Origin of the sequence: Rhodococcus sp. 3258 (assembly GCF_031456475.1) — a bacterium.
Classification (GTDB): Bacteria; Actinomycetota; Actinomycetes; order Mycobacteriales; family Mycobacteriaceae; genus Rhodococcoides; species Rhodococcoides fascians.
The window spans coordinates 160,095-186,505 of record NZ_JAVDUT010000007.1 but is presented as its reverse complement, the minus strand read 5'-3'; the positions used below and the strand labels follow the sequence as shown (position 1 = coordinate 186,505).

Annotated in this window: 22 protein-coding genes and 2 tRNA genes; 15 read left to right on the top strand and 9 right to left on the bottom strand. The window is 65.2% G+C overall.

Annotation, left to right across the window (positions count from 1 at the left end; translation table 11 throughout):
- Window positions 1-65 precede the first annotated feature (65 nt).
- A complete protein-coding gene (locus tag J2X62_RS20720) occupies window positions 66-1,013 on the top strand; it encodes a DoxX family protein (RefSeq protein ID WP_032372647.1) in 948 nt (315 codons plus the stop codon).
- Window positions 1,014-1,086: 73 nt separating this feature from the next.
- On the opposite strand, the gene ilvD is transcribed toward J2X62_RS20720, so the two are convergent.
- Complete coding sequence (gene ilvD, locus J2X62_RS20715) at window positions 1,087-2,928, bottom strand: dihydroxy-acid dehydratase (RefSeq protein WP_310183056.1); 1,842 nt, start codon at window positions 2,926-2,928, stop codon at window positions 1,087-1,089.
- A gap of 58 nt (window positions 2,929-2,986) precedes the next feature.
- On the bottom strand, window positions 2,987-3,517 hold the full coding sequence (locus J2X62_RS20710; RefSeq protein WP_310183054.1) for a PH domain-containing protein: 531 nt from the start codon (window positions 3,515-3,517) through the stop codon (window positions 2,987-2,989).
- A 257-nt stretch (window positions 3,518-3,774) separates the two neighbouring features.
- Here J2X62_RS20710 and J2X62_RS20705 point away from each other — a divergent pair, with 257 nt between their 5' ends.
- The 5 genes from J2X62_RS20705 (at window position 3,775) to J2X62_RS20685 (ending at window position 10,131) form a co-directional block, all read left to right on the top strand.
- The gene (locus tag J2X62_RS20705) at window positions 3,775-5,733 is read left to right on the top strand and encodes an acetolactate synthase large subunit (RefSeq protein WP_032366369.1); all 1,959 of its coding nucleotides are present in this window, start codon (window positions 3,775-3,777) and stop codon (window positions 5,731-5,733) included.
- Window positions 5,730-6,233 (top strand): acetolactate synthase small subunit, encoded by a 504-nt coding sequence (gene ilvN / locus J2X62_RS20700; RefSeq protein WP_008717436.1) that lies wholly within the window; start codon window positions 5,730-5,732, stop codon window positions 6,231-6,233. Before J2X62_RS20705 ends, ilvN begins: the two co-directional genes overlap by 4 nt.
- Before the next feature lie 62 nt (window positions 6,234-6,295).
- On the top strand, window positions 6,296-7,297 hold the full coding sequence (gene ilvC, locus J2X62_RS20695; protein ID WP_170944858.1) for a ketol-acid reductoisomerase: 1,002 nt from the start codon (window positions 6,296-6,298) through the stop codon (window positions 7,295-7,297).
- A gap of 184 nt (window positions 7,298-7,481) precedes the next feature.
- On the top strand, window positions 7,482-9,077 hold the full coding sequence (serA, locus tag J2X62_RS20690; protein WP_027496645.1) for a phosphoglycerate dehydrogenase: 1,596 nt from the start codon (window positions 7,482-7,484) through the stop codon (window positions 9,075-9,077).
- A 43-nt stretch (window positions 9,078-9,120) separates the two neighbouring features.
- On the top strand, window positions 9,121-10,131 hold the full coding sequence (locus tag J2X62_RS20685) for a 3-isopropylmalate dehydrogenase (RefSeq protein WP_310183051.1): 1,011 nt from the start codon (window positions 9,121-9,123) through the stop codon (window positions 10,129-10,131).
- A gap of 83 nt (window positions 10,132-10,214) precedes the next feature.
- Here the strand turns inward: J2X62_RS20685 and J2X62_RS20680 are convergent, their stop codons facing one another.
- Window positions 10,215-11,450 carry an MFS transporter gene (locus J2X62_RS20680; protein WP_032366583.1) on the bottom strand — a complete coding sequence of 412 codons (1,236 nt, stop codon included), beginning with the start codon at window positions 11,448-11,450 and terminating at the stop codon, window positions 10,215-10,217.
- A 132-nt stretch (window positions 11,451-11,582) separates the two neighbouring features.
- Here J2X62_RS20680 and J2X62_RS20675 point away from each other — a divergent pair, with 132 nt between their 5' ends.
- Genes J2X62_RS20675 through J2X62_RS20665 form a run of 3 tightly spaced genes read left to right on the top strand, consistent with a single transcriptional unit; the run spans window position 11,583 to window position 14,896 of the window.
- Window positions 11,583-12,356 (top strand): fumarylacetoacetate hydrolase family protein, encoded by a 774-nt coding sequence (locus tag J2X62_RS20675; RefSeq protein ID WP_027496648.1) that lies wholly within the window; start codon window positions 11,583-11,585, stop codon window positions 12,354-12,356.
- A gap of 7 nt (window positions 12,357-12,363) precedes the next feature.
- Window positions 12,364-13,839: a glutamate--tRNA ligase gene (gltX, locus tag J2X62_RS20670; protein WP_032372644.1), complete on the top strand. Its 1,476-nt coding sequence runs from the start codon at window positions 12,364-12,366 to the stop codon at window positions 13,837-13,839.
- Between the two features lie 46 nt (window positions 13,840-13,885).
- The gene (locus J2X62_RS20665) at window positions 13,886-14,896 is read left to right on the top strand and encodes a YihY/virulence factor BrkB family protein (RefSeq protein ID WP_032366375.1); all 1,011 of its coding nucleotides are present in this window, start codon (window positions 13,886-13,888) and stop codon (window positions 14,894-14,896) included.
- Here the strand turns inward: J2X62_RS20665 and J2X62_RS20660 are convergent.
- Window positions 14,848-16,419, bottom strand: coding sequence for a bifunctional 3'-5' exonuclease/DNA polymerase (locus J2X62_RS20660; RefSeq protein WP_310183044.1), 1,572 nt, complete (start codon window positions 16,417-16,419; stop codon window positions 14,848-14,850). The genes J2X62_RS20665 and J2X62_RS20660 overlap by 49 nt on opposite strands.
- A gap of 240 nt (window positions 16,420-16,659) precedes the next feature.
- On the opposite strand from J2X62_RS20660, the gene J2X62_RS20655 reads away from it, so the two are divergent.
- Window positions 16,660-16,731: transfer RNA gene (locus J2X62_RS20655), tRNA-Gln, on the top strand.
- A 99-nt stretch (window positions 16,732-16,830) separates the two neighbouring features.
- Window positions 16,831-16,903: transfer RNA gene (locus J2X62_RS20650), tRNA-Glu, on the top strand.
- A gap of 91 nt (window positions 16,904-16,994) precedes the next feature.
- Here J2X62_RS20650 and J2X62_RS20645 read toward each other — a convergent pair.
- The gene (locus tag J2X62_RS20645) at window positions 16,995-17,162 is read right to left on the bottom strand and encodes a DUF5302 domain-containing protein (RefSeq protein ID WP_158514274.1); all 168 of its coding nucleotides are present in this window, start codon (window positions 17,160-17,162) and stop codon (window positions 16,995-16,997) included.
- 121 nt (window positions 17,163-17,283) lie between these two features.
- The gene (locus tag J2X62_RS20640; RefSeq protein WP_032366378.1) at window positions 17,284-18,012 is read right to left on the bottom strand and encodes an IclR family transcriptional regulator; all 729 of its coding nucleotides are present in this window, start codon (window positions 18,010-18,012) and stop codon (window positions 17,284-17,286) included.
- 145 nt (window positions 18,013-18,157) lie between these two features.
- On the opposite strand from J2X62_RS20640, the gene leuC reads away from it, so the two are divergent.
- The 3 genes from leuC to J2X62_RS20625 all read left to right on the top strand — a co-directional run bounded on the left by leuC (window position 18,158) and on the right by J2X62_RS20625 (window position 21,121).
- The gene (gene leuC, locus J2X62_RS20635; protein ID WP_310183039.1) at window positions 18,158-19,612 is read left to right on the top strand and encodes a 3-isopropylmalate dehydratase large subunit; all 1,455 of its coding nucleotides are present in this window, start codon (window positions 18,158-18,160) and stop codon (window positions 19,610-19,612) included.
- 47 nt (window positions 19,613-19,659) lie between these two features.
- Window positions 19,660-20,277 (top strand): 3-isopropylmalate dehydratase small subunit, encoded by a 618-nt coding sequence (gene leuD, locus J2X62_RS20630; RefSeq protein WP_032366380.1) that lies wholly within the window; start codon window positions 19,660-19,662, stop codon window positions 20,275-20,277.
- A gap of 148 nt (window positions 20,278-20,425) precedes the next feature.
- A complete protein-coding gene (locus tag J2X62_RS20625) occupies window positions 20,426-21,121 on the top strand; it encodes an HU family DNA-binding protein (protein ID WP_027496655.1) in 696 nt (231 codons plus the stop codon).
- 120 nt (window positions 21,122-21,241) lie between these two features.
- Here the strand turns inward: J2X62_RS20625 and J2X62_RS20620 are convergent, their stop codons facing one another.
- The 3 genes from J2X62_RS20620 to cofC all read right to left on the bottom strand — a co-directional run bounded on the left by J2X62_RS20620 (window position 21,242) and on the right by cofC (window position 25,282).
- Complete coding sequence (locus J2X62_RS20620) at window positions 21,242-22,177, bottom strand: NUDIX hydrolase (RefSeq protein WP_027496656.1); 936 nt, start codon at window positions 22,175-22,177, stop codon at window positions 21,242-21,244.
- A complete protein-coding gene (locus J2X62_RS20615) occupies window positions 22,177-24,297 on the bottom strand; it encodes an RNA degradosome polyphosphate kinase (protein WP_228139401.1) in 2,121 nt (706 codons plus the stop codon). Before J2X62_RS20615 ends, J2X62_RS20620 begins: the two co-directional genes overlap by 1 nt.
- A 187-nt stretch (window positions 24,298-24,484) precedes the next feature.
- Window positions 24,485-25,282, bottom strand: a complete 798-nt coding sequence (gene cofC / locus J2X62_RS20610) for a 2-phospho-L-lactate guanylyltransferase (protein WP_179274454.1) — start codon at window positions 25,280-25,282, stop codon at window positions 24,485-24,487.
- 101 nt (window positions 25,283-25,383) lie between these two features.
- Here cofC and J2X62_RS20605 point away from each other — a divergent pair, with 101 nt between their 5' ends.
- Complete coding sequence (locus tag J2X62_RS20605) at window positions 25,384-26,382, top strand: NAD(P)H-dependent glycerol-3-phosphate dehydrogenase (RefSeq protein WP_310183032.1); 999 nt, start codon at window positions 25,384-25,386, stop codon at window positions 26,380-26,382.
- The last annotated feature ends 29 nt before the right edge of the window (window positions 26,383-26,411 follow it).

Here is a 26,411-nt window from a genome sequence, read left to right as displayed (position 1 = left end):
GACGCGCCACGCGGCCGTGAGCGTCAACGTCGGTGGCGCGGGGTTGTCGGCCTTAGTGTGGGGAGGTGACCGATACACCGCGTGACCCCAACCAGCAGGATCCCTCGTACGAACCGGCCGAGAGCCCGTACGACAACCCCACCGAGAAGATTTCGCCCACGCGTTCGGGTTCCGACGCGTCCGGTGCATCGACCACAGCGTTCGGTGCGCAGCGTTCGGATCGTCTGCCCCGAACCGACGACGAGTTGGACTTCCCGCATTCCTCCGCATCCGACAAGCGGAGCACCGATGCGGCACCGACAGAGAAGATCCCGACGTACCGTCCGTCGGCTTTCGCCGACTCGCCGACCCAGACGCCTACGACGGCTACGACGGCCGGTGCCACCTCGAACGCGTACTCGGATCGTCCGACGGAGTATCTCGGTGAGTCCTCCGATTCGGCAGTCGCTGCCCCGGCAGCCCCGGTGCGCACCGAGACCGTGGAAGTTCCGGCCCGACGCGGCACCACCGATCTGGGCCTGTTCGTCCTACGCGTCGCCATCGGAGCAGTGTTCCTCGGGCACGGACTGCAGAAGCTCGTCGGATTGTGGAACGGTCCCGGGCTGGACGGATTTCAGAATCTCCTGGAGGAGTCCGGGTTCCGATACCCGGAGATCCTCGCCATCGCAGCCGCGGCCGGCGAAACCCTCGGCGGCGCACTGCTGATCCTGGGACTGGCGACGCCGCTGGCCGGTGCAGCTGTGTTGGCGACCATCATCAACGCCTGGTGCTTCAAGCAGGTGGCAGAGCCGGGGCTGCAGTTCTCCGGTGCCACCGGCGTGGAGTACGAAACCGTTCTCGGCTTCGCGGCCGCGGCCATCATTCTCACCGGACCCGGAAAGATCGCGTTCGACGGCCGCCGCGGCTGGGCGACCCGCCCGCGCATCGGATCGTTCCTCGCACTCGCAGTGGGAATCGCTGCGGGCGTATGCATCTGGATCTTCCTCAACGGAGCGAATCCGGTCGTCCGCTGATCCGGTCGACAACCAACCATGTGAGTGGTTCCTCGTAGCCTGCTACGAGGAACCACTCACATGCTTTTTCTGCTCAGGGCACGTAGCGCACAGCACCCTTGTCCGCGGATGTCGCCAGTGCGGCGTACGCGCGCAGCGCCGTCGTGACCGTGCGCTGTCGGTCGACCGGCTGCCACGGCCGCTCGGACGCGAGCATCTTCGCGCGTCGAGTCTCCAGAGTTTCCTCGTCGACGAGGATCTCGAGCGTGCGCGTGGCAACGTCGATGCGGACCTGGTCGCCGTTCTCGACGAGGCCGATCACGCCGCCGGCCGCAGCCTCGGGGGAAATGTGTCCGATGGACAGGCCCGACGTACCACCGGAGAACCGTCCGTCGGTGATCAGGGCACAGACCTTGCCCAGACCGGCACCCTTGAGGAACGCCGTCGGGTGCAGCATCTCCTGCATTCCCGGTCCACCCTTGGGTCCCTCGTACCGCACGACGAGCACGTCACCGGGTTGGATCTTCTTCTGCAGGATGGCCGAGACGGCTTCTTCCTGAGACTCGACGACCAGCGCAGGTCCCTGGAACGAGAAGAGGTCCTCGTCGATGCCCGCAGTCTTCAGAATCGCGCCGTCGACGGCAATGTTGCCGCGCAGCACCACCAGGCCACCCTCGACCGTGTAGGCGTGTTTGAGATCGCGGATGCAACCACCCGCGGCGTCGGTGTCGAGGGAGGACCAGCGATTGCTCGTGGAGAACGGTTCGACGGTTCGGACGCCGCCGGGAGCGGCATGGAACAGCTCGATCGCCTCGTCGGATGCGGCACCGGAGCGGATGTCCCACGTGTCGAGCCACTCGTCGAAGCTCTTCGTGTGGACGGTCGAGACGTCGGTCTCGAGCAGATTCGCACGCCGCAGTTCACCCAGCAGGGCGGGAATTCCACCCGCCCGGTGCACGTCTTCCATGTGGTAATCCGAATTGGGGGACACCTTGGCCAGGCACGGCACCTTGCGGCTGATGGCGTCGATGGTGTCGAGATCGAAATCGACCTCGCCCTCCTGCGCCGCCGCGAGAGTGTGCAGCACGGTGTTGGTCGAGCCACCCATCGCCACGTCCAGTGCCATCGCGTTGCGGAATGCCGCCGGGGTGGCGATGTTGCGGGGCAGCACCGACTCGTCCTCGTCCCGGTAGTACTTGATCGCCGCCTCGACGATGGTCGTGCCGGCCCGGGTGAACAGGGCGCGGCGGGCCTCGTGGGTGGCCAGAGTGGAGCCGTTGCCGGGCAACGCCAGCCCGAGCGCTTCGGTGAGGCAGTTCATCGAGTTGGCGGTGAACATGCCCGAGCAGGACCCGCATGTCGGGCACGCGCTGCGCTCGACCTCGTCCAGGCCCTCTTCGGACACGGCATCGTTCGCGCTGGCAGAGATCGCGGTGATCAGGTCGGTGGGTGCCTGCGCGACCCCTCCGACGACCACCGCTTTACCGGCCTCCATCGGCCCACCGGAGACGAACACCGCCGGGATGTTCAATCGCATGGCTGCGTTGAGCATGCCGGGGGTGATCTTGTCGCAATTGGAGATGCACACCAGCGCATCGGCGGTGTGGGCATTGGCCATGTACTCGACGGAATCGGCGATGATCTCGCGGCTGGGCAGCGAGTACAGCATGCCGCCGTGCCCCATGGCGATGCCGTCGTCGACGGCGATCGTGTGGAACTCGCGAGGGACCCCGCCGGCTGCGCGGACGGCGTCGGCGACGATCTCGCCGACGTTCTTGAGATGAACGTGGCCGGGTACGAACTGCGTGTACGAATTCGCGATGGCGACGATCGGTTTCCCGAAATCCGAATCCGTCATTCCGGTGGCGCGCCAGAGCGAGCGTGCGCCCGCGGCATTGCGTCCGACAGTGGTGACCCGTGAGCGTAGCGGCGGCATAGCGTATTCCTCGTTCGTTGCAGCGGTTTATCGCACCGACGAGGCTACTCGCCGTCGACTAGTGCTCCTGCGACGCCTGCTCGCCGTCGTCCTCGGCTTCCGCACGGGACTTCTCTTCCGCCGCAGCGGCCGCGGCATAGGGGTCGGTGATGCGACCGCCGCTGGCGGCCGCGAGTTGGGGGAGCCGATCGAACCGCACGAGCGGAAGTGACTTCTCCGTCTTGTCGGCAAGCACCACGCGAGCCCAGCGGCGGTCGGGGAAGTGCAGTCCGACCACGGACTCCCACTCGATGACGTCGGAGCCGATGAAACGGCGGGCCGTGATCGCCTCGGGAGTGATGACGGTGCGCACACGCAGCACCCAGATGCACGCGACGATCGGCAGAATCAGCAGCCAACCCAGTGCGGCGGGCCAGCTCGCCGCAGGCAGAGAGGTACTGAACAGGAGCAACCCGACGCCGATCAGGGCCAGACGTGGGAGGCGGATGACCTGCCTGCTCGACGGCGGTGGCCCGTCGCCACTGTTCGGTTGCTCGGAACCGGTGTGGGATGATGACCGAGGTGGTTCGGACTGCTGCGAAGACGACACCCATTCATCTTCGCATTGCATCTACGCGATCTCACATAATGGGATTGCGTCGTGACGAGTTTGACTCTTCCCTGTGCGCGCGCCTACCGTTCAGTGCGTGAAGCGGAATTGGATACTCGTAATCGGCCGGCGCGTCAACGCCTGAGCCGGTTGTTCAAACTCGCATCGACGCGCCACCCTCGTACAGCTCACGCTGACGGGGGTTTTTTCTTGCCCAGAGATCGCCCAGCAATTTCACATTCCTGAGGAAGCAATCAGTGAGCGCACCAACCGCACGCCCAGGGCCCACGACACGTAAGTCGGGGACAGCCACGAGCCCGTCGACCAGCAACCCGTCCGCAGACGCGGCGACCAACGGATCGCGACGCCACGTCGCACCCGAGAAGGTCAGCGGCGCACAGTCTGTCGTACGAGCTCTCGAAGAACTCGACGTCGACACCGTATTCGGCATTCCCGGTGGCGCGGTTCTCCCGGTCTACGATCCGCTCTTCGACTCCGTCAAGGTTCGCCACGTGCTCGTTCGCCACGAGCAGGGTGCGGGTCATGCCGCCACCGGCTACGCCCAGGCGACCGGCAAGGTCGGCGTCTGCATGGCGACGTCCGGCCCGGGTGCGACCAACCTCGTCACCCCGTTGGCCGACGCGCAGATGGACTCGGTTCCCATCGTCGCGATCACCGGTCAGGTCGCCCGCAGCCTCATCGGTACCGATGGGTTCCAGGAAGCCGACATCTCGGGTATCACGATGCCCATCACCAAGCACAACTTCCTGATCACCGACGGTGCGGACATCCCGCGCATCATGGCCGAGGCGTTCTACATCGCCGCGTCGGGTCGTCCCGGTGCCGTCCTCGTCGACATCCCGAAGGATGTGCTGCAGGCGCAGACCACGTTCTCGTGGCCGCCGGAAATGCGTCTGCCCGGCTACCGCCCGGTCACCAAGCCGCACGGCAAGCAGGTTCGCGAAGCGGCACGCTACATCGCCGATGCCAAGCAGCCGGTGCTGTACGTCGGTGGCGGCGTCATCAAGGCCAACGCCTCGGCAGAACTGCTCGAGCTCGCCGAACTGACCGGTATCCCGGTCGTCACGACGCTGATGGCGCGCGGGGCATTTCCCGACACCCACCAGCTGAACCTGGGCATGCCCGGTATGCACGGCACCGTCGCGGCGGTCGCCGCTCTGCAGCGCAGCGACCTGCTGATCACGCTCGGTGCCCGGTTCGACGACCGCGTCACCGGTCAGCTCTCGTCCTTCGCTCCCGATGCCAAGGTCATCCACGCCGACATCGACCCGGCCGAGATCGGCAAGAACCGATACGCGGACGTGCCGATCGTGGGCGACTGCGGCGAGGTCATCACCGAGCTGATCGAGGCCCTGCGGGCCGATCGCGCCACCGGAACGACTCTCGACCTCGAGCAGTGGTGGGTCTACCTCGACGGCATCCGCAAGACGTACCCGTTGAGCTACGACCGTCCGTCCGACGGTTCCATGTCTCCCGAGTTCGTCATTTCCTCGGTCGGCAAGTTCGCCGGTCCCGACGCGATCTACTGCGCCGGCGTCGGCCAGCACCAGATGTGGGCCGCGCAGTTCATCAACTACGAGAAGCCGCGCACGTGGCTCAACTCCGGTGGTCTCGGCACGATGGGGTACGCGGTTCCGGCCGCCATGGGAGCCAAGATGGGCCTGCCCGACGCCGAGGTGTGGGCCATCGACGGCGACGGCTGCTTCCAGATGACCAACCAGGAGCTTGCTACCTGCGCGGTCGAGGGAATCCCGATCAAGGTCGCGCTCATCAACAACGGCAACCTCGGCATGGTTCGGCAGTGGCAGACCCTGTTCTACGAGGAGCGCTACTCCAACACCAATCTCGGAACTCACGGTGCCGTGCGCATCCCCGATTTCGTCAAGCTGGCCGAGGCATTGGGCTGCGTCGGGTTGCGATGCGAGCGGGAAGAGGACGTGGATGCGGTGATCGCTCAGGCTCGCGCCATCAACGATCGTCCGGTCGTCATCGACTTCATTGTCGGTGCCGACGCCCAGGTGTGGCCGATGGTGGCCGCCGGAACGGGTAACGACGAGATCATGGCCGCCCGCGGCATCCGTCCGCTGTTCGACGAGGACGAGACCGTGGGCAGTGAGCCAGGACTCGACGACGCGATGGAACGCGAGCAGGCGCCGCACCCGATGAACAACGACGCGAAAGGCACGGACCTGTGAGCACGAGCCATACCCTCAGCGTTCTCGTCGAGGACAAGCCAGGTGTGTTGGCGCGCGTGGCCGCGTTGTTCTCGCGCCGCGGCTTCAACATCTCCTCACTCGCGGTCGGCGGCACCGAGATTCCCGATATCTCGCGCATGACGATCGTGGTGACGGTCGACGAGTTCCCGCTCGAGCAGGTGACCAAGCAGCTCAACAAGCTCATCAACGTCATCAAGATCGTCGAGCAGGACGACGATTCCTCGGTGGCGCGCGAGTTGGTCCTGATCAAGGTCCGCGCCGATGCCAGCGTTCGGAGCGAGGTCATCGAAACGGTGAATCTGTTCCGCGCCAAGGTCATCGACGTCTCTCCCGAGGCGGTGACGGTCGAGGCTACGGGCACCCGCTCCAAGCTCGACGCGTTGCTGAAGATGTTGGACCCCTATGGAATTCGAGAAATAGTTCAGTCGGGAGTCGTTGCCGTCGGACGTGGACCGAAATCGATCACTGCGTCGCGTTAGCGGCCTCGGTGACGAACATGCGTAAAACCCAAGAGGAAAGGTAACAACCAGTGGCAGTCGAGATGTTCTACGACGACGATGCTGATCTGTCGATCATCCAGGGCCGCAAGGTCGCTGTGATCGGCTACGGAAGCCAGGGCCACGCGCACTCGCTCAGCCTGCGCGACTCCGGCGTCGATGTTCGCATCGGCCTGGCGGCAGGCTCGAAGTCCCGCGCCAAGGCGGAGGAGCAGGGCCTGAAGGTCGGAACTCCCGCAGAGGTGTCCGAGTGGGCCGACGTGATCATGGTGCTCGCACCCGATACCGCTCAGGCCAAGATCTTCTCCGAGGAGATCGAGCCCAACCTGAAGGACGGCGACGCGCTGTTCTTCGGCCACGGCCTCAACATTCACTTCGACCTGATCAAGGCTCCGGAGTTCGTGACCGTCGGCATGGTTGCCCCCAAGGGCCCCGGCCACCTCGTGCGTCGTCAGTTCGTCGACGGCAAGGGTGTTCCCGCGCTCATCGCCATCGACCAGGACCCGAAGGGTGAGGGCCAGGCCCTCGCGCTGTCGTGGGCCAAGGGCATCGGCGGCACCCGCGCAGGCGTCATCAAGACCACGTTCAAGGAAGAGACCGAGACCGACCTGTTCGGTGAGCAGGCCGTGCTGTGCGGCGGCACCGAAGAACTCGTCAAGACGGGCTTCGAGGTCATGGTCGAGGCCGGCTACGCACCCGAGATGGCGTACTTCGAGGTGCTACACGAGCTCAAGCTCATCGTCGACCTCATGTACGAGGGCGGCATCGCCCGCATGAACTACTCGGTGTCCGACACCGCGGAGTTCGGTGGGTACCTCTCCGGACCGCGCGTCATCGACGCAGGCACCAAGGAGCGCATGAAGGCCATCCTGGCCGACATCCAGTCGGGCGAATTCACCCGTCGCCTCGTCGCCAACGTCGAGAACGGCAACACCGAGCTCGAAGGCCTGCGCAAGGCCAACGCCGAGCACCCCATCGAGGTCACCGGCAAGAAGCTGCGCGACCTCATGAGCTGGGTCGACCGCCCGATCACCGAGACGGCCTGATTCTCATCGAATCGCGTTGTCACGCAATCTGATCGAAGGGCACCCCTGGATTGCCGGGGGTGCCCTTCGGTGCGTGAGTCCGGTGGCGTCACCGTGTGACGTCTCGGACCTCTAAACTGTTCGTGCTGCACAGCCCGCCGAATTTTTCCGACCACGTCTCGAACCGATATAGGGAGTTTTTCACGTGAGCCAGCCAGGCCGTCCTGTCGTTCTGATCGCCGACAAACTTGCGCCGTCCACCGTCGAGGCACTGGGCGACGGCGTCGAGGTTCGCTGGGTCGACGGTCCGGATCGCCCCGCGTTGCTCGCTGCAGTTCCCGAGGCCGACGCCATTCTCGTGCGGTCCGCGACCACGGTCGACGCCGAGGTGCTCGCTGCCGGGACCAACCTCAAGATCGTCGCCCGCGCCGGTGTCGGCCTGGACAACGTCGACGTACCCGCAGCCACCGAGCGCGGCGTCCTCGTCGTCAACGCACCGACCTCCAACATCCACACGGCCGCCGAGCATGCGGTGACGTTGCTTCTCGCGGCCGCGCGCCAGATCCCCGCTGCCGACGCCACTCTGCGTCAGCACGAGTGGAAGCGCAGCAAGTTCAACGGTGTCGAGATCTTCGGCAAGACCGTCGGCGTCGTCGGACTCGGCCGTATCGGCCAGCTGTTCGCGCAGCGTCTGGCCGCGTTCGAGACCCACATCATCGCGTACGACCCCTACGTCTCGGCAGCGCGCGCGGCGCAGCTCGGTATCGAACTGGTGAGCCTGGACGAGCTGCTCGAGCGGGCCGACATGTTCTCGGTGCACCTGCCGAAGACGCCGGAGACCAAGGGCATCATCGGCAAGGAAGCCCTCGCCAAGACCAAGCCCGGGGTCATCGTCGTCAACGCCGCACGCGGTGGACTGGTCGACGAGCAGGCACTGGCCGACGCCATCACCTCCGGTCACGTGTTCGCCGCGGGCATCGACGTCTACGCCTCCGAGCCGTGCACCGACAGCCCGTTGTTCGAGCTGCCGCAGGTCGTCGTCACTCCCCACCTCGGGGCATCGACCACCGAAGCGCAGGACCGAGCGGGCACCGATGTGGCCAAGTCCGTATTGCTGGCTCTCGCAGGCGAATTCGTGCCCGACGCGGTCAACGTCAAGGGTGGGGCCGTCGGCGAAGAGGTATCGCCGTGGCTCGAAATCGTGCGTAAGCAGGGTGTGCTGCTCGGAGCCCTGTCCGACGAGCTTCCCACCTCGTTGTCGGTGGACGTTCGCGGCGAACTCGCGAGCGAGGACGTGCAGATCCTGAAACTGTCCGCGTTGCGCGGACTGTTCTCGGCCGTCATCGAGGATTCGGTCACGTTCGTCAACGCTCCGTCGCTCGCCGAGGAGCGCGGTGTCACAGCAGAAGTGACCACCGCTCCCGAGAGCGAGAACCACCGCAGTGTCGTCGACATTCGCGCCGTCTACGGTGACGGATCGGTCCTCAACGTTGCCGGCACTCTGACGGGCACCTCGCAGGTCGAGAAGATCGTCAACATCAACGGCCGCAACTTCGACCTCCGCGCCGAGGGCAAGAACCTCATCGTCAACTACGCGGATCAGCCCGGCAGCCTGGGTCGAATCGGCACTCTGCTCGGCGACGCCGGAATCGACATCCAGGCCGCAGCACTGAGCCAGGACTCCGAGGGCGACGGTGCCACCATTCTGCTGCGCGTCGACAAGGACGTTCCGGCAGAGCTCAGCGCGAGCATCGCCACCGCTGTGGGTGCCTCCACCATCGAGCTGGTCGACCTGTCCTGATCGCTCGCAGCCGATCGGACCGACACGAACTACGAGGAGTGAAATGAAGCTGGCCGTCATCGCCGGGGACGGAATCGGACCGGAGGTCGTCGCCGAAGCGCTTGCCGTTCTCGACGTGGTCGCACCCGGAGCCGAGAAGACCGAGTACGACCTCGGGGCGCGGCGTTACAACGCCACCGGAGAGTTGCTGCCGGATTCGGTGTTGGCAGAACTGCGTGAGCACGACGCAATTCTGTTGGGAGCCATCGGCGATCCGTCGGTGCCCAGTGGTGTGCTCGAGCGTGGGCTGTTGCTGCGGGCGCGATTCGAGCTCGATCACCACATCAATCTGCGGCCGGCCAAGTTGTACCCGGGCGTGGTCGGTCCGCTGGCCGGGGACAAGCAGATCGATGTCGTCGTCGTTCGGGAGGGTACCGAGGGTCCGTACACCGGAAACGGTGGTGCGCTGCGCGTCGGCACGCCGCACGAGGTGGCCACCGAGGTCAGCGTCAACACTCGTTACGGCGTGGAGCGCGTGGTGCGCAACGGTTTCGAGCGGGCGCTGACCCGCAGGAAGCACCTGACGCTGTTGCACAAGACCAACGTGCTCACGTTCGCCGGTGGCCTGTGGGCCCGCACGGTCGAGGCAGTCTCGGCGGACTTCCCGGACGTCGAGGTCGCGTATCAGCACATCGATGCCGCGATGATTCACCTCGTCACCGATCCCGGCCGGTTCGACGTGATCGTCACCGACAATCTGTTCGGCGACATCGTGACCGACCTCTCGGCTGCCGTCACCGGCGGAATCGGTTTGGCCGCAAGTGGAAACATCGACGCCACCGGTACCAACCCCAGCATGTTCGAGCCGGTGCACGGTAGTGCGCCCGACATCGCGGGACAGCAGAAGGCCGATCCGACCGCTGCCATCCTGTCGGTGTCCTTGCTACTCGATCATCTCGGCGACGCGGCGGGGGCCGCGCGAGTAGAAGCCGCTGTCGCAGCGGATCTCGCCGAGCGGGGAACCACGGCCGCGTCGACGAAAGAGATCGGCGCTCGGATCGCCGCTCGCCTGTAACTCTCACGCCACGACATGCCACGGTGGGCCGACAGCCCACCGTGGCATGTCGTGTATCACGGGCAGGTCACCCCTTGGGCACGTCAGCGGGCGCGGTCTGCACCGGCGCCGGACGTCTCGTCCGTGGGCTCGGGTGCCGGATCGTCGGGCACGATCGGTACGGAGAGCGCGGGAAAGACCGCCGACACCAGGAACGCCACGGGGAAGCTGATGGCCGCGATCGCCCCGAACACCGGCGGCACAGCCGAGGCGAACACGTACTGACTCGTGTTCTGTACCCCGAGAGCGCGTCCGCTCCAATACGGTCCCGAGATTTCCGCGACAGCAGTGAACGCGAGGCCGTTCGGGGCAACGGTGGCGACGGACGCGACGACGAGCAGGACGATGGCGGCGGGGGAGTCGAACCAGTCGGCGATGCCGAGCCCGAGCATGCTGGCGGCGGCCGTCACGGCCACCCACCGCAAAGGCCGCATGCGGCTACCGACACGATCGGACAGCGCGCCCACGCTCATCCGACCCAGTGCGCCGAGAATCTGGGTCAGCGTGACGAGGACACCCGCGGCCGCGGCCGTCCAGCCTCGGTCGGTCATCAGCCACACGAGCGCATACGTCCACACCACGTACTGCGGCACCACCAACAGGATGGACGTGGCGTGAATGCGCCACAGTTGGCTGCTGTTGCGGTACGGATTGTCGAGCAGACCCTGCGCCGCCGCATCGGTGCGATTCGGACGGGGAGGGTCGACCACGGCCAGGCACAGCAGAGCGCTCGCAGCGCAGACGGCAGCGGGCACGAGCAGGGCCGCGCCGACGCCGTGGTCACGTGCGACAGGCGGGATGGTCAGTGCCGCGACGGCCACGCCGAGGGGAACCGACATCTGTCTGATGCCCATGGCCAGCCCACGACGGTGCGGCGGAAACCACCCCACCACGACGCGTCCGCTCGCGCTGTTCGCGCTGGCCGCAGACATACCGCCGATCAACAGCAGGGCGGCGAGCGCCGGAATGGACGTGCTGACCACAGCAGCCAGGCTCGCGGCAGCGGTGAGCCCGAGCCCGATCACCAGAACGAGACGTTCGCCGATGCGGTCGACGAGCACGCCCCATGCGATGAGGGTCAGCATGATGCCCACGGTGGGCATCGCAACCACGAATCCTGCAGTCGCAAGTCCGAGTCCCCGGTCGTCGTGCAGGGCCGGAATGAGAAATGCAGCACCGTTGATGAAGACGGCACCGGCAGTCTGCGCGAGCATCCCGAGCACGAGCATGAACCACCGTCGCGTCTCGCCGATACTGGACAGCTGCTTCGTGGCGCTCATTCCGGCCTCTCGTCTCACTATGTGAACACATAATCTTGCTATCTGGATGCAGATCGAAACATTACACCGGCGAAAGATCGACGGACCGGACGGCATCGGCGTGCGAAGAATGGCGGTCGATAGACTTTCGACATGCGTCTCGGTCGAATTGCAAGTCCTGATGGTGTGGCATTCGTGAGTATCGAAGGTGAGGGGGATGCCCGGACGGCCAAGGAAATTGCCGAACATCCTTTCGGCACACCGACGTTCACGGGTCGATCGTGGCCACTGGCCGACGTGCGACTGCTCGCACCGATCCTCGCCAGCAAGGTGATCGCCATCGGTAAGAACTACGCCGCGCACGCCGCCGAGATGGGTGGTGAAGCGCCGGAGACTCCCGTCATTTTCATCAAGCCGAACACCTCCATCGTCGGTCCGGGTGCGGCCATCGTGCTGCCTCCGTCGTCGAACGAGGTGCACTACGAAGGCGAACTCGCCATCGTGATCGGTCGTCCGTGCAAGGACGTGCCCGCCTCCAAGGCGTACGACGTGGTGCTCGGATACACCGTCGCCAACGACGTCTCGGCACGCGACCATCAGAAGCACGACGGGCAGTGGACCCGGGCGAAGGGGCACGACACGTTCTGCCCCCTCGGGCCGTGGATCGAGACGTCCCTCGATCCTTCGGACCTCGAGATCAAGACCGAGGTCGACGGCGTCGTCAAGCAGCAGAGTCGTACTTCGCTTCTACTGCACGATATTCCGAAGATCATCGAGTGGGTGTCCGCAGTGATGACCCTGCTGCCCGGAGACGTCATTCTGACCGGAACGCCCGAGGGTGTCGGCCCCATCACCGACGGAGACAGTGTGTCGATCACCGTCGAGGGAATCGGTACCTTGACCAACCCAGTCGCAGCGAAGAAGTAGGACAACGATGACCACAGCAGCAGATGTCCGCGTTCGGTTCTGCCCGTCGCCCACCGGCACACCGCACGTCGGTCTGGTCCGCACCGCCCTGTTCAACTGGGCGTTCGCGCGACATCACGGCGGCACCTTCGTCTTTCGGATCGAGGACACCGACGCCGCTCGCGATTCCGAGGAGTCCTACGCAGCGTTGCTCGACGCGCTGCGATGGCTCGGTCTGGATTGGGACGAGGGCCCCGAGGTGGGCGGTCCCTACGAGCCCTACCGCCAGTCGCAGCGACGCGACCAGCATGTGGCTGTCGTACAGCAACTGCTCGATGCCGGCGAAGCCTACGAGTCGTTCTCGACGCCCGAGGAAGTCGAAGCGAGGCACAAGGCCGCCGGGCGTGACCCCAAGCTCGGCTACGACAACTTCGACCGCGACCTGACGCCGGAGCAGCGGCAGGGATTCCTCGACGAGGGACGTGGGGCCGTCGTGCGGCTGCGCATGCCCGATCACGATCTGACGTGGAACGACCTCGTACGCGGCGAGACCACGTTCAAGGCGGGGACCGTACCGGACTTCGCCTTGACTCGCGGCAACGGAGTTCCGCTGTACACGTTGGTCAATCCGGTCGACGACGCACTGATGAAGATCACGCACGTGCTGCGCGGCGAGGACCTGTTGTCGTCGACGCCTCGACAGCTCGCACTGTACGAGGCCCTGATCCGAATCGGTGTGGCCGACCGCACCCCGGAGTTCGGACATCTGCCGTTCGTGATGGGCCAGGGCAACAAGAAGCTGTCCAAGCGTGACCCCGAATCGAACCTGTTCATCCACCGCGACCGAGGCTTCGTCCCGGAGGGGCTGCTGAACTACCTGGCGCTTCTCGGGTGGGGCATCTCCGACGATCACGACGTGTTCTCGCTCGACGAGATGGTGGCGGCGTTCGAGATCTCGTCGGTCAATTCCAACCCTGCGCGCTTCGACCAGAAGAAGGCCGACGCGATCAACGCCGAGCACATCAGGATGTTGGCTGCAGACGACTTCGCGGCACGGTTACGCGAATTCCTCGTTGCTCGAGGGCATCTCACCGAGCCGGTCGACGAGAAGATGTTCGCTGTCGCGGCGGATCTGGTGCAGACGCGCATCGTCGTGCTGTCGGATGCGTGGGGCCTGCTGAAGTTCCTCTTCGTCGACGACGCGGAGTTCGAGATCGATCCTGCAGCGGCGGCCAAGAATCTCGGCGCAGACGCGGCACCGGTACTCGACGCCGCCATCGAAGCACTGACCGCAGTGACGGATTGGTCGACGGCCGAGCTGGAAGTCGCCCTCAAGGACGCGCTCATCGAGAAGATGGAACTCAAGCCCCGCAAGGCCTTCGCGCCGGTTCGGGTGGGAGTCACCGGCTCCCACATCAGCCCGCCGCTGTACGAGTCCATGGAACTTCTCGGCCGCGAGAGGACCCTCGCTCGTCTGACCGCCGCACGTACCCTTATCGCGTGACGGCGGTGCGACGTCGGCCGTCGAGGTCGGTCGGAGACTTTCGCACATGAGCGTCGCCGACCGACTGGATCGACTGCAGCGCAGGCGTCCGGTTCTCGGATTTCCGATTGCGGTGGTCTACAAGTTCGTCGACGATCAGGGTGGTTACCTGGCCGCGCTGATCACGTACTACGCATTCGTCTCGCTCTTTCCTGCGCTGCTGCTCTTCTCCGTGATTCTGGGCATCGTGTTGATGGGCAACCCGGAGCTGCAACAACAGATCCTGAACTCTGCACTCGGTCAGATCCCGGCGATCGGGGAAGAACTGGGGCGTCCCGAACGGATAGGTGGCGGCACTGTCGGTCTGACGGTGGGTATCCTCGGGTCGCTCTACGGCGGACTCGGCGTGTCCGTTGCGTTGCAGAACGCGATGAACACCGCATGGGCCGTACCGAAGAATCTTCGGCCCGATCCCATTCGAGCCCGAGTGCGGGGATTGGGTTTGCTGAGCACCGTGGGTCTGGCGGTACTGGCGATCACCGCACTCAATGTGCTCAGTGCTGCAGGATATTTCGGCCCGGAATCCGGTCTCGTCGTGTTCGTGATCGGAACGCTGCTGTACGTCGGGGTGTTCGTCGTTGCGTTTCGGCTCGCCACAGTGCGAGCGGTGTCGATCGGACAGGTACTCCCGGGAGCCATAGCAGCCGGTTTGACGTGGCAGCTGCTGCAGACCTTCGGCGGTGTGTACGTGAAGTACGTCGCTGCAAGTGCGACGGTGACGAACGGTGTCTTTGCGGTCGTGCTCGGGCTGTTGGCCTTTCTGTACGTGACCTCGGTATCGATCGTGATCTGCATCGAGATCAACGTGGTTCGTGTCGACAGGCTGTTCCCGCGGGCCCTTCTGGCCCCGTTCACCGACGACGTCGACCTGACCGAAGGTGACAAACTCACCTACACCGGACAGGCAGAAGCGCAGCGCAGTACTGCGTTCGAGGAAATAGACGTGACGTTCGAGGACCCACCGAGCGCTCAGTCGGACTCCGGCCCGAACTCCGGCTCGGCAGCCGGGGCACCGTAGAAGCGGTCGATCCTGGTCTCCATCGGGAAGAGCACTGCCGTGTCGCCGAACATCAGACGCGTAGCCGACTCTGCCGCCGCCGCAACGGCCTCGGACACCCACGGTGCGTCTCCGAGTGGACAATGCACGACTACTTCGTCGTGCTGAAAGAACACCAACTCACTTCTGCTCGACCGCAATCGCCCGCGCAGATCTGCCAACAGGCACAGCGCCCACTCGGCTGCGGTCGCCTGCACCACGAAGTTGCGCGTGAATCGGCCACGCGCGTGGGCGTCACCGGTGGACCACCATTGCGGCGTAGGGGGAGGGCACGCTCGGCCCAGCCACGACCGGACCACCTCCCCCCGCTCACCGGCCCGCGCCGCCTCTTCCACGACCGCCACCGCGTCGGGGAATCTGGCGCGTAGGCGGGTCAGCAACGCACGAGCCTCACCCGACGTCGCGCCGTACAGCACTCCGAGAACAGCGACCTTGGCGTGCGCACGATCACCGTCGAACGACTCGGCCGCGACGGGGGCGTAGAGATCCGCTGTTCCCGCAGCGGCGACCATGCGTGGGTCACCCGACATCGCGGCGAGAATGCGGGGCTCGAGCTGGCCGGCGTCGGCGGCGACGAAGGTGTACCCCGAGTCGGCGACCACGCTGGCGCGCAGCGGTTTCGGGATCTGCAGACCCCCACCGCCCCGGCTCGCCCAGCGACCGGAGACGACGGCCCCTGGCACGTAGACCGGCCGGAAACGATCTCCGCGAACCCACGCGTCCAGCCACGTCCACCCGTTGGTGCTGTGCAGTTTCGACAGATCTCGGTGGCGAAGCAACAGCGGCACCGCAGGATGGTCGATGTCTCGGATCACGTGTGCTCGAGTGGATGTGAGCTCGATACCGGCGCGCGCGAACGCGGCGACCACCTCTGCGGGTGAACCGGGGTTCACGCGGCGCCCGAACGCCGACGAGATCTCGTTCTCGAGCTTCACCAACGCAGGAGGAGTCGATCCGTCGACCGGCCTCGCACCGAGCGCCGCGTCGAGGTGCCGCCGATGCGCAGCGGCCGAGAACGGCAATCCGTCGAAGGTCATCTCCGCCGCGGCCAGACCTCCGGCCGACTCGGCGGCCGCCAACAGCTGCAGCGCCCGATCGTCACCGATCTCCTCGCTCTGACGGCGGTAGTCGGCGAGCACTGCCACCGGATCGGCATGCGGGTCGGCGTCGAACAACCCGGGTCGAAGGTCTGCGGGTGTGGACGGTGTCGTGGTGCGCCCCGTTCGCATCGCCAGAATGGCACCGACGAGGGCGAGATCGTGGCAGCGCCGGACCCGCACCCCTCCGTCGAGCAGTCGCGGGTAGATGCGGCTCGTGTCCTCCCACACCCAACGGGGAGCGTGCTCTCGCTCGACAGCGGCCACGGAGCCCACCAGATCGTCGGTGACCTCCTCGGCAGGGGAACTGCCGCCGGACGGGGAACCGTCCTCGTCGAGGCGGATCAGTACGGCCCGGTTGCCCTGGGGAACGAGCAGCACCTTCATCGGCGTCTGCGAAGTTCGAGAACGCTCACGACACAGAAGTCTGCTGCATGCTCTGCGGCCGACGATGCGCGGGTTCTGCGTTCACGCGATGGTGTCCGAGCGGGCCTCGCGGGCGGTCGAGGGCCGTTATCAGGGCTCTGAGCAGCCGATTTGGAGAATGGGTAGTGACCTTTGATAGTCTCTATCCCGGCTCGAAACGCAGTGCACATCGATCGGATGCGCACTTCGATTCAAGTCCATTGGGGTATGGTGTAATTGGCAACACAGCGGTTTCTGGTACCGCCATTCTAGGTTCGAGTCCTGGTACCCCAGCGAGCAGGTGAGCGGCGATTTTGCCGCCGATGCCGAGGCAGTTAAGCTACCTCAGCATCACGTGTTCGATACAGCGTCAACAATGCAGGTGAAGTTCCTGGCCCCGTCGTCTAGCGGCCTAGGACGCCGCCCTCTCAAGGCGGTAGCGCGGGTTCGAATCCCGTCGGGGCTACGAAGACAGCACCCCCTCGATCTCCGGATCGAGGGGGTGCTGTCGTTTCGGTGTGACCGTCGTTGCTGTCGCGCGGTGGTGTCGCTTCGCGTCAGACGCTCTTGCGGCGGAACATCTTCTGGTGATCGGCCGGACCGTGGGCATTGTTCACCTTGGGGCCACCGTCCTTGTGGTCGACGGAATTGTGCGATTTGCTGTTCTTCTGTTCGAGAACCTCGCGGAACTTCTTCTTCAACTCTTCGCTGCCGGATTCTGACATGGGGCACTCCTTGCAGTCGGCGACCGGCCGGGTGGGCCGTTCGAGACGAACGTACTCCACTTCTGCGGCCTCATCAGCCGGTTTTTGGTGGGGTGCCGCTCGATCGGCCTCGGTTCGGCGCTCAGAGGCGCTTGTGCAGCGCGTCGGCGGCGGCGAGCAGGTCTGCCGCCCAGCGTGCGCCCGGCTTGCGTCCGATGCGGTCGATCGGGCCGGACACCGAGATCGCTGCCACGACAGTGTCGTTGCTGTCGCGAACGGGAGCCGAGACGCTCGCGACCCCCGGCTCACGTTCACCTGCGCTCTGCGCCCACCCTCGCCTGCGGATCTCCAGCAGCACCCGTTCGCCGAATTCGGCGTCCGGCAGCACTGTGCGTTGAGTCTGCGAATCTGCCCACGCCAGAAGAACTTTCGCACCGGAGCCGGCTGTCATGGGTAGCCGGGCCCCGACGAGCACGGTATCTCGGAGACCGGTCGGGGGCTCCATGGATGCGACACAGACGCGAACGGTCCCCTCGCGGCGGTAGATCTGCACGCTCTCTCCGGTGATTTCGCGAAGCCGAGGCAGTACAGATGCTGCGGCGTCGAGCAGCGCATCCGACGCGCTCGCCGCCAATTCCCCCAGCCCCGGACCGGTGCGCCACAATCCGTCGGAATCGCGCACGAGGAGGCGGTGGGTTTCGAGTCCGACCGCGAGCCGATGCGCAGTGGCGCGGGGGAGCGCTGTGCGGGCACACAGGTCGTTGAGAGTGCAGGGTGTCTCGGCCACTGCATGCAACACGGCCATGGCCTTGTCGAGGACACCGATACCGCTCGATTTGTCGACGGCGCCGCTCAGGCTATGCTGTCTCATAGAACGATATTAGCCTCCCGAATGCTGAGATTGCACAACCGCGAGAAGTCCAGCGTGCCGCGGGGGACGATGTCGAGACGATCACGCGAGGTGGACCAGCCCGTCCGCCGGCGCGACGACAGGGAAGACGAGGTCTGCGACAGCGATGTCCGAAACGACGAAATCCGATGCGTCCGTAGCACAAGCGCCGAAGACGCTGGCGGAGAAGGTGTGGGACCAACATGTGGTCGTCCCCGGTGGGGGAGAAGGCGGTGCACGTGAGCCGGATCTGATCTACATCGATCTGCACCTCGTACACGAGGTCACCAGCCCCCAGGCATTCGACGGTCTGCGTTTGGCCGGCCGCGAGCTTCGTCGCCCGGACCTGACGATCGCAACGGAGGATCACAACGTCCCGACGGCCGACATCTTCGCGCCGATCGCAGATCTCGTCTCACGCACCCAGGTCGATACTCTTCGCAGCAACTGCGAGGAATTCGGAGTTCGGTTGTACCCGATGGGAGATCTCGATCAGGGCATCGTCCACATCATCGGCCCGCAGCTCGGTCTGACCCAGCCGGGTATGACCATCGTGTGCGGAGACAGCCACACCTCGACGCACGGTGCATTCGGTTCGATCGCAATGGGAATCGGCACCAGCGAGGTCGAGCATGTGATGGCCACCCAGACTCTGTCTCTGCGACCGTTCAAGACCATGGCCATCACCGTCGACGGAGAACTGGCTCCCGGTGTGACGAGCAAGGATCTGATTCTCGCGGTGATCGCCAAGATCGGTACCGGCGGCGGTCAGGGATACGTGCTCGAATATCGCGGTGAGGCCATCCGCAAGTTGTCGATGGAAGCCCGAATGACCATCTGCAACATGTCGATCGAGGCCGGGGCGCGCGCGGGCATGATCGCACCCGACGAGATCACGTACGAATACCTGAAGGGACGGCCGCATGCGCCCCAGGGGGCGGAGTGGGATGCGGCGGTGGCCGCCTGGAACGAACTGGCAACCGACCCGGATGCAGTGTTCGACAACGAGGTACACATCGATGCGAGCACTCTGACGCCGTTCGTCACCTGGGGAACGAACCCGGGTCAAGGTGCTCCGTTGGGCGATGCCGTGCCCGATCCCGAGGCAATGCTCGACGAAGGCGAGCGCGTATCGGCCCAGAAGGCCTTGCAGTACATGGGTCTCGAAGCCGGTACACCGATCCGCGAGATCTCCGTCGACACCGTGTTCGTCGGCTCCTGCACCAACGGCCGCATCGAGGATCTGCGTGCGGTGGCGTCCGTCCTCGAGGGTCGCCGCGTCGCAGACGGCGTGCGAATGCTGGTGGTACCCGGGTCGATGCGGGTGCGCGCGCAGGCCGAAGAGGAAGGACTCGGTGAGATCTTCACCGCAGCAGGGGCCGAGTGGCGGCAGGCCGGCTGCTCGATGTGTCTGGGAATGAACCCCGATCAGCTCACCTCGGGAGAGCGTTCGGCGTCCACGTCCAACCGCAATTTCGAGGGGCGTCAGGGCAAGGGTGGTCGCACTCACCTCGTGTCGCCTCTGGTTGCGGCGGCCACTGCAGTTCGCGGAACCCTGTCCTCTCCGGCGGATCTCGCGTAGCAGCGAGCCCTCCGACCGGATCGATCGAACTCACAGGAGAAATTTCGATGGAAGCTTTCACTCGACACAAAGGCATCGGCGTTCCGCTCCGGCGGTCCAATGTCGACACCGACCAGATCATTCCGGCGGTCTATCTCAAGCGAGTGACTCGCACCGGATTCGAGGACGGATTGTTCGCCGGTTGGCGATCCGATCCGAACTTCATCTTGAACCTCGCGCCCTACGACCGCGGATCGGTTCTCGTGGCCGGGCCGGACTTCGGCACGGGATCGTCACGCGAGCACGCTGTCTGGGCGCTGTCGGACTTCGGTTTCAGGGTCGTCATCGCATCCAGATTCGCCGATATCTTCCGCGGAAACATGGGCAAGGCCGGGTTGGTGGCGGCCGAGGTCGAGCAATCGGACGTCGAATTGCTGTGGAAAGCCTTAGAAGAACAGCCCGGTCTGGAGCTCGTCGTGGACCTCGTCGACAAGACGGTCACGGCTGGAACCTTGGTGGTGCGCTTCGCGATTGACGACTACACGCGGTGGCGTCTGCTGGAGGGTCTGGACGACATCGGACTGACATTACGCCAGGTAGAGGCCATTACGGAGTACGAAAAGTCAAGGCCTTCATACAAACCCCTCACCCTTCCGGCAAGGATCGAGGAGCCTTCGAAAAGCTGACGGAGGGGGGTCCGACACGCTTTGCGGCCGTGAAGCATTCCGCGACACCGAAATGAAAATTGGCGTGGCGCATAGACTCTTGACGACTTGGGGTTTACCGTTGTAGTAGTCGGTCCGACGATGGGCCACAATATAGCGGAGGAAATCCATGAACAAGGCAGAGCTGATTGACGCCCTGACCGAGAAGTTGGGGTCTGACAGGCGGAGCGCCACAGAGGCTGTCGAGAACATCGTCGACACCATCGTGCGCGCGGTCCACCGCGGCGAAAGTGTCACGATCACGGGCTTCGGCGTGTTCGAGCAGCGTCGTCGCGCGGCGCGTGTCGCCCGTAACCCCCGCACCGGTGAGACCGTTCGCGTCAAGCCGACCAACGTACCGGCATTCCGTCCGGGCGCGCAGTTCAAGGCCGTCATCGCCGGTGGACAGAAGCTGCCCGCAACCGGACCTGCCGTCAAGCGCGGTTCGGCAGCAGCTCCGGCCAAGAAGACTGCGGCAGCGAAGAAGACGGCCGCCAAGAAGGCAGCGGTGAAGACGACCGCCCGCAAGGCCACCACCGCGGCAGCCAAGAAGGCGGCTCCGGCGAAGACTGCCGCCAAGAAGGCAGCTCCCGCAAAGACCGCCGCCAAGAAGGCAGCTCCCGCAAAGACAACCGCACGCAAGACCACGACGGCTGCTGCCAAGAAGGCTCCGGCCAAGACGACCGCACGCAAGGCCGCAACCACTACGGCCCCTGCCAAGAAGGCTCCGGCCAAGACAGCGGCCAAGAAGACCGTCGCCAAGAAGGCCCCCGCCAAGAAGGCTCCGGCCAAGAAGGCACCCGCGAAGCGCGCTGCAAAGAAGTAGCGCTCGACCGGCACCGGTCATCCAGGACCGGGCCGTTCTCGCACTCCACAGAAGGCCCCGACCGAAATTTCGGTCGGGGCCTTCTGCCGTGTTCGTGATCCGAGGATCCTCGGATGCGACTCAGTCGTCGGCGACCAGGTTCGGTAGCGGGCTGGCGATGTGGTCGGCCGCGACGAGCCGACCGTCGTGGCGCGAGAGCACCCACACGCTCCCTTTTCGATTTCTGTTGGCAGGCAACGTGATGCCGTCCTTGTCGGCCCACCATCGCATGAGATCGGGGATCACCTTGCCTTGGCTGCAGATCACCGGTGTGCTCATGGACTCGGCGATGTCGCGAGCCCGGTGGCGGCCCTTTCGGGGGTCCTCGGCGTACCCCTCCTCGGACAGCAGATGCTCCGGTTCGACCTGCACGCCCAGTGATTCGGCAAACGGCGCGACCGTCTGTTCGCACCGGACGCGGTCGGCCGCATACACCGAGTCACCGCCGAACGCGCCCAGCAGTGAGACGAGTGCCTCGGCCTGACGTCTACCGGTCTTGTCGAGGGGGCGATCGGCGTCGTTGCCCTTGTATCGCGACCGCGAGCCGGCACTGCCGTGCCGGACCAGCAGCACGGTGGACGTAGCGGCCGGCTTGGCGACGAATCGTCGAAGAATCTTGTGGTCCATGGGATACGAGAGTTCGCCGCCGATCTTGTCGGGTGCGATCCAACGGAGTTCGTCCACTTCGTCGTTCGGGACGAATTCTCCGCCGGTTGCCTCGGCAGCCCAGTAGAGCACCTTCTTCATGCGACGGTGGCCGGGAATCGGGTAGGTGACGTAGGACAGCGACCGTCCGAGAGTCGAGTCGAAGCCCGTCTCCTCCTTGACTTCTCGGACAGCCGCGTCGACCGCTGTCTCCCCGGGATCGAGCTTTCCCTTGGGAAAAGACCAGTCGTCGTACTTCGGCCTGTGTACCAGAGCTACTTCCACCACCGAGTCGTTCTCCGGCGATCGTCGCCACAGAATCGATCCGGCCGCGAAGATGTTGGCGCGGGGGGAGCCATCGGAAGTGCCCATCAGGACGCCTGATTCCTCCGGCTGCGCATCAATTCCACCTGGTGTTCTCGGACACTTTCGCCTTGCGCAGGCGACGCGACCCAGCCACCGTCCGGCCCCAGTTCCCAGCAGCGGGTGGTGGGGTCGAGAGCCGAGTCGAAGATGTCACCGAGTTGCTTGGTCAGCTTCGGATCCTTGACCTGGGCCATCACTTCCACTCGCCGGTCGAGGTTTCGGTGCATCATGTCGGCGCTGCCGATCCAGAATTCGTCGGCACCCTGGAAATGCAGAACCCGTGAGTGTTCGAGGAACCTGCCGAGAATGGACCGAACTTCGATGTTCTCCGACAGGCCCGGTACGCCCGGCTTGAGCGCGCAGATCCCGCGTACGACCACCTTGACGGGGACCCCGGCGACCGATGCGCGGTACAGCGCGTCGATCACCTGCTCGTCGACAAGAGCGTTGGCCTTGAGGCGAATTCCGGCTGCGCGGCCCGCCTTGAGGTGCTCGACTTCTGCTTCGATGCGCTCGACGATGCCGCGTCGCACGCCGTACGGGGCCACGAGGAGATTGCGGTACTTGGACTTTCGCGAGTATCCGGTGAGCGAGTTGAACAGGTCGGTGAGGTCCGCACCGATTTCGGGCGACGACGTGAGCAACCCGACGTCCTCGTAGATACGCGCCGTCTTCGGGTTGTAGTTGCCCGTGCCGATATGGCAGTACCGGCGGATGACCGAACCTTCTCGGCGGACGACGAGGCAGGTCTTGCAGTGAGTCTTCAACCCGACGAGGCCGTAGACCACGTGCACCCCGGCCTTTTCGAGCTTGCGTGCCCACTCGATGTTCGCCTGCTCGTCGAATCGTGCCTTGATCTCGACGAGTGCAACCACCTGCTTGCCGGCCCCGGCCGCGTCGACGAGTGCGTTGACGATCGGTGAGTCACCCGAGGTGCGGTACAGAGTTTGCTTGATCGCGAGGACCTGTGGGTCGGCCGCAGCTTGTTCGATGAAGCGCTGCACGCTGGTGGAGAACGAGTCGTACGGGTGATGCACCAGAACGTCGCCGTCGCGAAGCGTCGAGAACACGCTCTTCGGGGTTTCGCGCTCACCGAACGCCGGATGTGTTGCCGGGACGAAGGGAGCGTCCTTGAGATTGGGGCGGTCGACGCTGTAGACCTGCCACAGGCACGACAGATCGAGCAGACCGGGAACCTGAATGACGTCGCCCGGATCGACGTCGAGTTCACGTAGCAACAGTTCGAGCATGTGCTCGGTCATATCGTCGGCGATCTCGAGGCGGACGGGAGAACCGAAACGCCTACGCGCCAGCTCTCGTTCGAGTGCCTGCAGGAGATCCTCGTCGCGGTCCTCTTCGACCTCGAAATCGGCGTTGCGAGTAATGCGGAACGCGTGGCTCTCGACCACCTCCATGCCGGGGAACAACACGTCGAGGTGCGCCGAGATCAATTCCTCCATCGACAGGAAGGCGTCGATGCGATGGCTCCCCTCACCGCGCTTGACGCGCACGAATCGGTCGACGTTGTCGGGTACCTTCACGCGGGCGAAGTGCTCGCCGGTTGTGGAGTAATCCTTCACCGTCACAGCGAGATTCAGGCTCAGGCCGCTGATGTACGGGAAGGGGTGCGCCGGGTCGACGGCCAGCGGGGTGAGGACCGGGAAGACCTGTTCGGTGAAATAGTCGGACAGACGCGCACGCTCGTCGCTGTCGAGATCGGACCACCGGATGATTGCGATGCCCTCGGCCGTGAGCTCGGGCAGGATCGAATCGAGCAGTACTCGGGCGTGTTTGAGAGCGAGCTCCTGAGTGCGCTGCCCGATGACCGCGAGCTGCTCGCGCGGGGTCATGCCATCGGCCGATCGAACCGACAGTCCGGTCTCGTCGCGGCGTTTGAGCCCTGCGACGCGAACCATGTAGAACTCGTCCAGATTGGACGCGTAGATGGCCAGGAACTTGGCACGCTCGAGTAGCGGCAGGGACGAGTCCTCTGCGAGCGCGAGAACGCGGGAGTTGAAATCCAACCAGCTCAATTCCCGGTTCAGGTACCGATTTTCGGGAAGCACCATGGCGGCATCCACCGATTCCGGAGTGGCGGCAGGAAGGGCGGAGGGAATGCTCGGCATCGTTGCGGTCACCGGGGCACTCCACACCGGCTCCGCACCGTTGCTGTCCGCACCGTTGCTCTCCGCGGTCTCGATCGCCGGATCTTCGGTCGCTGGCTGCGCGTCGTCTGTGCTCACAGCACGATCATCCCCCATACCCGCCGTCGGTGAAACTCCGATGACCGAACTTGTTCGCACGTTCACCGAATCACGCGGTGGTTGCGGATTCCTCGTCGCTCCAACCGAGTGAGCGGAGTACGGCTGTCGTCTCCGGTCCGACCCCGAGTCGATGAGCCCGACGTACGTCGTCGACGGTGTCGACGTCGAGTCGAAGTCCCGGCCACGTGCCGTCCAGTGGTCGCGCTCCCGACAAGGTGTGGCGGCGTGCGGAATCCGATCCGAACAGCGGCGCGAGCTCGTCGGCAGAATTCTTCAGGATCAGCGCTGCGGTTCCGGTGCCGTGATGGTCGACCACGACCGACCTGCCGCCGGAGACTGCCGTCGCATACGCCTGCGCGAGTTCGGCGGGACGAAGCGCAGGCAGATCCGCTTGCAGCGCAACGATGTCGATCCGATCGGCCGGGGCCGCGCCGGGGTTCCCGTGGCGATCGCGTGGTGCGTGATCGACTCGCAGTGCGGCCGCAGCAGCGGAGAATGCGGCATTGAGACGGGCTTCGGGATCTCGAGCGCCGGAAGCCGATGGTTCGTCCAGCACCCGGGCACCGATTTGTCGCGCGGTGTCGGCGACGACCGGATCGGGTGTGACGACGGTGACCGAATCGACCACCGACACCGAACCGGCCGCGGTGACCGTGTCGACGAACATGGCGAGCACCAATCGGGTCCGGTCGGCCCCGGAGAACTCGGACGCCAGACGGGACTTCGCCGCTGTCAGGTCCTTGACCGCGATGACGACTCCGACCGCGCGGCGCAGCGCATCGGACGGCCGACCCTCGCGGTCGTCGTCGCTGCTTCGAATTGCGCCCATGGTGTTCGATCCTGCCAGCGTCACCGATGTCTGCCGACTCCGACCGCCCGGGCAGGTCTGCGCGTTAGGGTGATGCGCGCGTAGGCAGGGCATCGGCGAGTAGGTGAGAGGTTGGCGGCATGAGCAGAGCAGCGGTACTGGGGTCCGGGTCGTGGGGTACCGCATTCGCCAAAGTGTTGGCCGATGCCGGAACCGATGTCACCATGTGGGCGCGCCGAGAGGAACTCGCTGCCTCGATCAGCGAACGGCACGAGAACGCGGACTACCTCCCCGGAATCGAACTGCCGTCGTCGATCCGCACCACGAGCGATCCGGCGACGGCCCTCGACGGTGCGGACATCGTGGTGCTCGCGGTGCCGTCGCAGAGTCTGCGCGCGAACCTGGGGGAGTGGACGGATGCGATCGCACCGCACGCGACACTGCTGTCTCTGGCCAAGGGCATAGAGACCGGAACGCTCATGCGCATGAGCCAGGTGATTTCACAGGTGACCGGGGCCGATCCCAGCCGGGTGGCCTGCCTGTCCGGGCCGAATCTGGCGCGCCCGATCGCCGAGGGGCAGCCGGCCGCGACCGTCATCGCGTGTTCCGACTCGCAACGAGCGCTCGAGATTCAAAAAGCTTGCGCCACAGGATATTTCAGGCCGTACACCAACTCCGACGTCATCGGTGCCGAGATCGGTGGCGCGTGCAAGAACGTCATCGCCCTCGCCTGTGGAATGGCCAGCGGAGTCGGCTACGGCGAGAACACCCTCGCGTCGATCATGACCCGAGGCCTGGCCGAGATCATCCGGCTCGGTGTCGCGCTCGGGGCCACACCGTCGACGCTGTCCGGGCTCGCCGGCGTGGGAGATCTGGTCGCCACCTGCTCGTCGCCGCTCTCGCGCAACCGTACGTTCGGTGAGCGGCTCGGTTCGGGAGGCTCCCTCGAGAGCGCGCAGGAAGCAGCGCACGGGCAGGTGGCCGAGGGCGTGAAGTCCTGTACGTCGGTGCGCGCGCTCGCCGAGAGCTACGACGTCGAGATGCCGTTGACCGATGCCGTGCACCGTGTGTGCCACGGGGGAATGTCGGTTCCGGACGCGGTGGGCCACCTGCTGGGGCGTCGAATCAAGCCCGAGTGAGGTCACGTTCTCGACGTGTGCACGAACAG

What these genes read in the sequence shown, in the direction of transcription:
- ilvD (WP_310183056.1), bottom strand. Translation starts at nt 2,928, where the DNA reads ATGCCGCCGCTACGCTCACGGGTCACCACTGTCGGACGCAATGCCGCG.
- ilvC (WP_170944858.1), top strand. Translation starts at nt 6,296, where the DNA reads ATGTTCTACGACGACGATGCTGATCTGTCGATCATCCAGGGCCGCAAG.
- J2X62_RS20685 (WP_310183051.1), top strand. Translation starts at nt 9,121, where the DNA reads ATGAAGCTGGCCGTCATCGCCGGGGACGGAATCGGACCGGAGGTCGTC.
- J2X62_RS20680 (WP_032366583.1), bottom strand. Translation starts at nt 11,450, where the DNA reads ATGAGCGCCACGAAGCAGCTGTCCAGTATCGGCGAGACGCGACGGTGG.
- J2X62_RS20675 (WP_027496648.1), top strand. Translation starts at nt 11,583, where the DNA reads ATGCGTCTCGGTCGAATTGCAAGTCCTGATGGTGTGGCATTCGTGAGT.
- gltX (WP_032372644.1), top strand. Translation starts at nt 12,364, where the DNA reads ATGACCACAGCAGCAGATGTCCGCGTTCGGTTCTGCCCGTCGCCCACC.
- J2X62_RS20665 (WP_032366375.1), top strand. Translation starts at nt 13,886, where the DNA reads ATGAGCGTCGCCGACCGACTGGATCGACTGCAGCGCAGGCGTCCGGTT.
- J2X62_RS20660 (WP_310183044.1), bottom strand. Translation starts at nt 16,419, where the DNA reads ATGAAGGTGCTGCTCGTTCCCCAGGGCAACCGGGCCGTACTGATCCGC.
- J2X62_RS20645 (WP_158514274.1), bottom strand. Translation starts at nt 17,162, where the DNA reads ATGTCAGAATCCGGCAGCGAAGAGTTGAAGAAGAAGTTCCGCGAGGTT.
- J2X62_RS20640 (WP_032366378.1), bottom strand. Translation starts at nt 18,012, where the DNA reads ATGAGACAGCATAGCCTGAGCGGCGCCGTCGACAAATCGAGCGGTATC.
- leuC (WP_310183039.1), top strand. Translation starts at nt 18,158, where the DNA reads ATGTCCGAAACGACGAAATCCGATGCGTCCGTAGCACAAGCGCCGAAG.
- leuD (WP_032366380.1), top strand. Translation starts at nt 19,660, where the DNA reads ATGGAAGCTTTCACTCGACACAAAGGCATCGGCGTTCCGCTCCGGCGG.
- J2X62_RS20625 (WP_027496655.1), top strand. Translation starts at nt 20,426, where the DNA reads ATGAACAAGGCAGAGCTGATTGACGCCCTGACCGAGAAGTTGGGGTCT.
- J2X62_RS20620 (WP_027496656.1), bottom strand. Translation starts at nt 22,177, where the DNA reads ATGGGCACTTCCGATGGCTCCCCCCGCGCCAACATCTTCGCGGCCGGA.
- J2X62_RS20615 (WP_228139401.1), bottom strand. Translation starts at nt 24,297, where the DNA reads ATGCCGAGCATTCCCTCCGCCCTTCCTGCCGCCACTCCGGAATCGGTG.
- J2X62_RS20605 (WP_310183032.1), top strand. Translation starts at nt 25,384, where the DNA reads ATGAGCAGAGCAGCGGTACTGGGGTCCGGGTCGTGGGGTACCGCATTC.